General features: G+C 67.9%; 9 protein-coding genes. 2 read left to right on the plus strand and 7 right to left on the minus strand.

What is annotated here, in order from left to right; translation table 11 throughout:
* Positions 1-39 precede the first annotated feature (39 nt).
* A complete protein-coding gene (locus ACE5C1_RS09445; protein ID WP_374943819.1) occupies positions 40-351 on the plus strand; it encodes a chorismate mutase in 312 nt (103 codons plus the stop codon).
* A gap of 94 nt (positions 352-445) precedes the next feature.
* Here ACE5C1_RS09445 and ACE5C1_RS09450 read toward each other — a convergent pair whose 3' ends face one another.
* From ACE5C1_RS09450 to rpiB, 5 genes are all read right to left on the minus strand, one after another.
* Entirely contained in the window at positions 446-1,591 is a 1,146-nt protein-coding gene (locus ACE5C1_RS09450) for a TrmH family RNA methyltransferase (protein ID WP_374943820.1), read from the minus strand.
* 79 nt (positions 1,592-1,670) lie between these two features.
* On the minus strand, positions 1,671-2,126 hold the full coding sequence (nrdR, locus tag ACE5C1_RS09455) for a transcriptional regulator NrdR (protein WP_374943821.1): 456 nt from the start codon (positions 2,124-2,126) through the stop codon (positions 1,671-1,673).
* A 3-nt stretch (positions 2,127-2,129) separates the two neighbouring features.
* On the minus strand, positions 2,130-2,303 hold the full coding sequence (locus tag ACE5C1_RS09460) for a hypothetical protein (RefSeq protein WP_374943822.1): 174 nt from the start codon (positions 2,301-2,303) through the stop codon (positions 2,130-2,132).
* Between the two features lie 5 nt (positions 2,304-2,308).
* Positions 2,309-3,619 (minus strand): serine hydroxymethyltransferase, encoded by a 1,311-nt coding sequence (glyA, locus tag ACE5C1_RS09465; protein ID WP_374943823.1) that lies wholly within the window; start codon positions 3,617-3,619, stop codon positions 2,309-2,311.
* Positions 3,616-4,053: a ribose 5-phosphate isomerase B gene (gene rpiB / locus ACE5C1_RS09470; RefSeq protein ID WP_374943824.1), complete on the minus strand. Its 438-nt coding sequence runs from the start codon at positions 4,051-4,053 to the stop codon at positions 3,616-3,618. Before rpiB ends, glyA begins: the two co-directional genes overlap by 4 nt.
* 77 nt (positions 4,054-4,130) lie before the next feature.
* On the opposite strand from rpiB, the gene ACE5C1_RS09475 reads away from it, so the two are divergent.
* Complete coding sequence (locus ACE5C1_RS09475) at positions 4,131-4,592, plus strand: hypothetical protein (RefSeq protein WP_374943825.1); 462 nt, start codon at positions 4,131-4,133, stop codon at positions 4,590-4,592.
* A 122-nt stretch (positions 4,593-4,714) separates the two neighbouring features.
* Here the strand turns inward: ACE5C1_RS09475 and ACE5C1_RS09480 are convergent, their stop codons facing one another.
* Complete coding sequence (locus ACE5C1_RS09480; RefSeq protein ID WP_374943826.1) at positions 4,715-4,996, minus strand: ETC complex I subunit; 282 nt, start codon at positions 4,994-4,996, stop codon at positions 4,715-4,717.
* A 10-nt stretch (positions 4,997-5,006) separates the two neighbouring features.
* Positions 5,007-6,000, minus strand: a 994-nt coding sequence (locus ACE5C1_RS09485; RefSeq protein ID WP_374943827.1) for an ATP-dependent helicase C-terminal domain-containing protein, incomplete at its 5' end; no start/stop codon positions are given.

Consider the following 6,000-nt stretch of genomic DNA (forward strand, 5'->3'; position numbering starts at 1 on the left):
AGCTGGACAGGGTTGCGGGCACCGGGCAGAGGCCCCGCCATGACGATATGCGCGCCTGCCGATTGCTCCACGATGATCGACGTCCGGGCCGGGGTCGACCAGGTCGATCGCGAACTGGTGGCGCTGCTGGCGCGCCGCTTCGGCTACATGGACGCGGCGGCACGGATCAAGCCCGAGCGGTCCGCGGTCCGCGACGAGGCGCGCAAAGCCCAGGTGATCGCGCAGGCACGGGCCGCGGCGGTGCCTCTGCGGGTACCCGATACGCTGGTCGCCGATATGTGGGAGCGGCTGGTCGAGGCGTCGATCGCCTACGAACTGGCCGCGTTCGACCGACGTCAGGCCATGCCGTAAACCCGATCCGTTCGCCCTGAGCGAAGTCGAAGGGCAGGCTGCTTGGCCATCTGCTTCGACTTCGCTCAGCACGAACGGGAATTGCGGCGCTGGTCTATTTCCGCGGCTTAGGCATCAGCGCGGAGAAGACTCCGCGGAGGGTTCGCACCTCCTGGCTGGACCAGGCGGGCTTGGTGAGCAGGGTGCGCAGGGTCCGCCGGGTGGCCGGGGCGCGGTCCTCGGGGAAATAGAAGTTCGCCGCCTCCAGCATCGTGTCGAGCTGCGCGATCATGCCGTCGAGTTCGAATTGCGGGGCAGGCTCGGGCAGGTCGACTTCGGGCGGTTGCGCGAGGTCCTGCCCGCGCGACCACTCGTAGGCGACCAGGATCACCGCCTGCGCGAGATTGAGGCTGCCGAATTCGGGGTTGATCGGCACGGTGACGATCGTCCGCGCGACCGCGACGTCGTCGGTCTCGAGGCCCGATCGCTCGGGGCCGAACAGGAACGCGCTGCGCCCGGTCTCCGAGCGGACATCGCGGATCGCCTGTTCGGGCGTAACCACCGGTTTGGTGACGCCGCGCCGGCGGACGGTGGTGGCGTAGACGTGGGCGCAGTCGGCGACCGCTTCGGCGACGGTGTCGTAGACGACCGCGCGTTTGAGGACGATGTCCGCGCCGGAGGCTGCGGGCCCGGCGTTCGGGTTGGGCCAGCCGTCGCGCGGCGCGACGAGGCGGAGCTCGACGAGGCCGAAATTGAGCATGGCACGGGCGGCCTTGCCGATGTTTTCGCCGAGTTGAGGGCGGACAAGGATGATGAGGGGGGGCGGGGTACGCTCGGTGAGCGCGGGCACATCACACTGAGTTCCGGACCCGGGGATAGGTGTGCTTCGACTTCGCTCAGCACGAACGGAAATGGGGGAGGGCGCTTGCTCCCCGACTTCCGTTCGCCCTGAGCGCAGTCGAAGGGCCCTCGCCTCGCGCTCCCCCGCCGGGATTGCGAGGTCGTGCAACCTGTCCCAATCTCCCGCGATCAGCGCTTCTTTCTCGGCGCGCACCCAGCCCTTGATCTGGCGTTCGGCTTCAAGCGCTTCCAGCTGCGAAGGGAACTCCTGCGACCAGACGTATTCCAGCGGGCGTTTGTCGTGCGTATAGCATTTGTAAGTACCGGAATGATGCTGGCCGATACGACCTTCAAGGTTGTCGGTGTGCCCGGTATAGTATGTGCCGTCCGAGCAGCGAAGCATGTACGTCCAGAAGGTCATGCTACGGCCCGAACGGTGTAAGTGCCAAGCCCTTCGACTTCGCTCAGGGCGAACGGGGGGTGAGTGGATGGACCCGTCATCACTCCCCCGCCTCCACCGAACCCGCGAACGCCTCGAAATCCTTGGCCTCGCTGAAATCGCGGTAGACGCTGGCGAAGCGGATGTAGGCCACCGGGTCGAGCGCCTTCAGCGCGTCCATCACCAGCTCGCCGATGCGTTTGGACGAGACCTCGTGCTCGCCCGAGGTCTCCAATTGCCGTTGGATGCCCGACACCAGCCGCTCGAGGCGCGCGGCGTCGATCGGGCGCTTGCGGGCGGCGATGCTGAGCGAGCGGAGCAGCTTGTCGCGGTCGAAGGGCTCGCGCCTGTCCTCGCTTTTGAGAACCACGAGCTCGCGCAGCTGGATGCGCTCAAACGTCGTGAACCTTGCCGCGCAGCCTTCGCACTGGCGCCGCCGCCGGATCGCCGCCCCGTCTTCGGTGGGGCGGCTGTCCTTTACCTGGCTGTCCTCATGCGCGCAGAACGGGCAGCGCAAGCATCAATCCTTGCGCTTCGAATACGCAAAGGCCGCGCCGGCGATGGCACCCAGCACCGGGCCGACGAAGGGAACGGGAATCGCGATCACCGCGCCGACCGCACCGTATTTCGCCATCCGCTTGCCGAGGCCGGGGGTGTTCTTGATCTCGTTCTGGACGTCGTCGATCTTCGACATGGGTCTTATCCTTGATAGATAGGGAAACGGGCGCACAGCGCGCGCACGCGGGTCCGAACGTTTGCCTCGACTTGCCGATCCCCGTGTTCGCCCTTGTTCGACAGACCGTCGAGGACGTCGGCGACCATGTGACCGATCTCTTGGAACTCGGCCGGGCCGAAGCCGCGGGTGGTGCCCGCGGGCGAGCCGACGCGGATGCCGCTGGTCTTCACCGGCGGCAGCGGATCGCCCGGAATACCGTTCTTGTTGCAGGTGATCCCGGCGCGCTCCAGCGCCTCGTCGGCGTCGCGGCCGGTGATGCCGAGCGGGCTCAGATCGACCAGCGCCAGATGGGTGTCGGTGCCGCCCGCGACGATGTTCGATCCGCGCTCCTTGAGCGTGGCGGCCAGCACCTTGGCGTTCTCGACCACCGCGGCGATGTACGATTTGAAGTCGGGCTGGAGCGCCTCGCCGAACGCGACCGCCTTGGCGGCGATGACGTGCATCAGCGGTCCGCCCTGGAGGCCGGGGAAGACCGCGGAGTTGATCTTCTTCGCGAGCGCTTCGTCGTCGGTCATGATCATGCCGCCGCGCGGCCCGCGCAGCGTCTTGTGGGTGGTGGTGGTGACAACGTGGGCGTGGCCGAACGGGGTCGGGTGGAGCCCCGCCGCGACGATCCCTGCGAAATGGGCCATGTCGACCATGAAATACGCGCCGACCTTGTCCGCGATGGCGCGGAACCTGGCGAAGTCGATCTGGCGCGGATAAGCGGAGCCGCCGGCGATGATGAGTTTGGGCTGGTGTTCGACCGCCAGTGTCTCCACCTGGTCGTAGTCGATCAGGTGCGTGGTCGCATCGACACCGTATTGGACCGCGTTGAACCACTTGCCGCTCATCGCCGCGCGTGCGCCGTGCGTCAGGTGGCCGCCCGCGTCGAGGCTCATGCCGAGGATCGTGTCGCCAGGCTTGACCAGCGCCAGCATCACCGCGCCGTTGGCCTGCGCGCCCGAATGGGGCTGGACGTTGACGAAGCCGCAGCCGAACAATTGCTTCGCACGGTCGATCGCCAGCGTCTCTACTTCGTCGGACGGGGCGCAGCCCTGGTAGTAGCGCTTGCCGGGATAGCCCTCGGCGTATTTGTTGGTGAACACCGAACCCTGCGCCTCGAGCACCGCTTTCGACACGATGTTCTCGCTCGCGATCAGCTCGATCTGGGTCTGCTCGCGGTCGAGCTCCCGCGCGACACCGGCGAACACCGCGGGGTCGGCGTCGGCGAGCGTGCGGGTGAAGAAGCCGTCTGGCTGGACATCGTGCAGGGTCTGAGGCTGGGTGCTCATGCTGGTGTCTCCGACAATTTGTCGACGCGGGCGGCGTGACGGCCGCCGAGGAATTCGGACGTGAGAAAGGCTTGGAGGCAGGCGATCGCCATCTCCTCGCCGATCACCCGTGCGCCCATCGCGATGGCGTTGGCGTCGTTATGGGTGCGCGCGAGAGTCGCCGAAAGGGGTTCGGACACGAGCGCACAACGGCACGCCGGGTTGCGATTCGCGGCGATCATGATGCCGATGCCCGAGCCGCACAGCGCGACCCCGCGCTCGGCTCGTCCGTCGACAATCGCGGCAGCGATGGCGTAGCCGTAATCGGGATAGTCGACGCTCGCCGCGCCATCCGTGCCGAGGTCGAGGACGTCATGCCCCTGTTCGCGCATCCATGCGGCAAGCGTCGCTTTCAGCACGACGGCGGCGTGATCGGATGCGATGGCGATGCGCATCGGGCTGGGCTATCCTCGGGTGATGGCGATGTGCGCTCCCTTAGCTGGGCGCTCGCTGGTTTGCCACAGGAGAAGACATGCGGTGGATGGTTGTGGCGGCGGTGCTGGGCGGGTGTTCACAGCAGCCCGACGTGCTCAAGACGAATATTGTGGCGGTAGAGGCCACCTCGGTCCCGGCAATTTCTGCTCCGCCGCCCGTTCATGTCCCGCAGCAGGCTAGCTCTTACAGGTCAGACCGGTCGCTCGATGACCTCTACATCGGGCACTGGGTGGGTGTCGAAGGCATGGTCCTCGACGTCAAGCCGACGGCCGAGGCGGGCCGCTACAAGCTGACCATGCAATGGGATCTCGATCACCGGGGCACGTTCGACGGCGATATATTCGACCCCGGCCTCGTCGAGCCGGCGATCGTCTTCGAGCGTAACGGTCTTCGGGAGCGCTTGGAGTTCAGCGATGGCGCGAAGATCGGGCTCAAGTATCTTGCGGGAAAGAAGGACTGTTTGATGGTCAAGCCGGGCGAAGGCTACTGCCGGGACTGATTTGTCCCTCCATCACCTTGGCCTTAAGCCGGGGTCCAGCGCTCGGCGAGCGATGCGGCTGGCGGCTCGGAGGACATCGTTCGCGGCACCCTGGACCCCGGCACAAGGCCGGGGTGACGGGGCTACCGGAAGTTATCCGCGTAGGCCTGCAGTTTCAGCTTACGTTCGGGCGCGGCGACGACGGCGTAATCGTACCCCTGCGCCTCGCAATACGCCACCGCAGCTTCCTGCGTCGCGAAGCCCAGGCGGAGCTGGTCGCGGGTGTCGCCGCTGCCCGCCCAGCCGGTGAGCGGGTCGGGCTTCTTGGCTTCGGCGGGTTCGAATTCGAGTTGCCAGCGGTCGGTCCGGTACTTGCCGGACTGCATCGCGTTCTTGGGGCGCTGAAAAATGCGGGCGGTAGGCATGGCGCGTTCCTTATCGCGATCCGGCACCGCGCGCATCCGCCTTTTTCGTGCGCAGCGTCGCGGGCGCGGCGGCGGGGTCGTCGGGCCACGGGTGTTTGGGGTATCGTCCGCGCATCTCCTTGGCGACCGCGCTCCAACTTCCCGCCCAGAAGCCGGGGAGATCGCGAGTCGTCTGGATCGGCCGCCCCGCGGGGGAGGTCAGGCTGAGGACGAGCGGTATTCGGCCCGCGCCGATGGTCGGGTGGTCCGAAAGGCCGAACAGCGACTGGACGCGCAATTCCACGGTGGGACCCGCTTCGGCGGCATAATCGATCGCGTGGGTGCTGCCCGCGGGCGTGGTGAAGTCGGGTGGGGCGAGGCGATCGACGCTCCGTATCGCGTCCCAGCCGGCGAGGGTGCGCAGCGCGTCGACCAAGGCGCCGGGCGGGATCGCATCGAGCCTGCGGCGGCCCGCGACCAGCGCGGGAAGCCAATCGTCGAGGTGCGCGAGCAGCGTCTCGTCGTCGAGCGCGATCCCCGCGAACGCCGCGCGGCGGCGCAGCGCCTGGGCGGCGTCGGGCCAGGGCACGACAGCGACGCCGTGGGTGCGGACACCCTCGACCAGCGCGGCCGCGACGGCGTCGGGGTCGGGGTTCGCATCGGGGCCGCTCGACAGGCGAATCGCGCCGAGGCGACGTTCACGGATCGGCTGGATGCTGCCGGTGGCGGGATCGAAGATCAGCGTGCGGCGAGTCTCGATGCGATCGGCGAAAAGCGACTCGACCGCGATCGCGTCAATCGCCGCGGCGGACAGGATGCGCGCGCCCGCCGCCGACCCCTGCGTCTCCGCCACCGCGAGCCACTCGGCACGGGCGAGCGACGCGGCGGCGTCGAGCCGGAAGCCGCGCCCGCCGACGGACGCCCAGCGCTCGCCCGCCGCATCGCGCCGCCGCGCGATCCGATCGGGGAAGGCGAGCGCCACGCATACCTCTTCCCCCCGCCCGCTCACGGGAGGTGCCGTTCCC

It is taken from the genome of Sphingomonas sp. (genome assembly GCF_964263785.1).
In the GTDB taxonomy this organism is placed as follows: Bacteria; Pseudomonadota; Alphaproteobacteria; order Sphingomonadales; family Sphingomonadaceae; genus Sphingomonas.

What these genes read in the sequence shown, in the direction of transcription:
- ACE5C1_RS09480 (WP_374943826.1), bottom strand. Translation starts at nt 4,996, where the DNA reads ATGCCTACCGCCCGCATTTTTCAGCGCCCCAAGAACGCGATGCAGTCC.
- ACE5C1_RS09450 (WP_374943820.1), bottom strand. Translation starts at nt 1,591, where the DNA reads ATGACCTTCTGGACGTACATGCTTCGCTGCTCGGACGGCACATACTAT.
- glyA (WP_374943823.1), bottom strand. Translation starts at nt 3,619, where the DNA reads ATGAGCACCCAGCCTCAGACCCTGCACGATGTCCAGCCAGACGGCTTC.
- ACE5C1_RS09460 (WP_374943822.1), bottom strand. Translation starts at nt 2,303, where the DNA reads ATGTCGAAGATCGACGACGTCCAGAACGAGATCAAGAACACCCCCGGC.
- ACE5C1_RS09475 (WP_374943825.1), top strand. Translation starts at nt 4,131, where the DNA reads ATGCGGTGGATGGTTGTGGCGGCGGTGCTGGGCGGGTGTTCACAGCAG.
- rpiB (WP_374943824.1), bottom strand. Translation starts at nt 4,053, where the DNA reads ATGCGCATCGCCATCGCATCCGATCACGCCGCCGTCGTGCTGAAAGCG.
- ACE5C1_RS09445 (WP_374943819.1), top strand. Translation starts at nt 40, where the DNA reads ATGACGATATGCGCGCCTGCCGATTGCTCCACGATGATCGACGTCCGG.